Below are 813 nucleotides of genomic sequence, written 5' to 3' on the forward strand. Positions count from 1 at the left end.
GCCATGTCGGCCTGACGCCGCAACTGGTGGAATTTGACGCCCTGCGCGGCGCCGGTCTGAGCATAGGCCAGAACTGGACCCTGCCGGGCGGCAATCTGGTCACGGCCGCCCCCGGCAAAACGGTCAACTATAGATGGTATGCCGGCAAAACGACACCAGGAGCCTATCCTGATGCCAAGTCGAAACTGAAGAAGCTGTTTGCCGAGCCGGTGGAATACGGCGCCATCAACCTGATGCCGTCGGATCGCATGAAGCAGATCAGCAAGGGTGCCATCGGGGCGTTGATCATCGAGCCGCAAGGCGCGAAATGGCAGGAAGACGCCGCTATGCGCGCCTCGGCCACGGTCACGCTGGCTAACGGCAAGTTCTTCCGGGAACACGTGCTGCTGTTCCAGGACGACCTGAACCTGCAGCAAGACGGCGTGCCCGTGCCTAATCTTGCCGGTATTGAGGATCCCGAAGACACCGCTCAGAAAGGCTTCAACTACAGGACCGAGCCGCTATGGACCCGCATGGGCTTTGCGGCGGATACCCCGCTGGAAATAACACGCACCTTTGACTTCACCAATGTGCTGACGGGCGCAGCGGAAACACCGACTTTCCTGGCCAAAGCCGGCGAGCCGGTCCGGATGCGCGTGCTGCAGGCCGGCGGTCATTCCCGCAACCATGTCTTCCAGCAGCACGGGCACATCTGGCTGGAGGAACCGTTCACCAACGGCTCGACGGTGATCGGCACCAACAGCTTCTCGGAATGGCACGGCTCCCAAGCCGGCATCGGGCCGGGCAGCCATTTCAACTTCCTGCTGGCCAATG

General features: G+C 61.9%; 1 pseudogene. It reads left to right on the forward strand.

Annotation, left to right across the window (positions count from 1 at the left end):
* Positions 1–813 (forward strand): annotated as a pseudogene (locus tag IT781_RS21995) (hypothetical protein); the annotation flags it as partial.

This window comes from Methylobacter sp. BlB1 (genome assembly GCF_015476545.1).
GTDB lineage: Bacteria > Pseudomonadota > Gammaproteobacteria > Methylococcales > Methylomonadaceae > Methylobacter.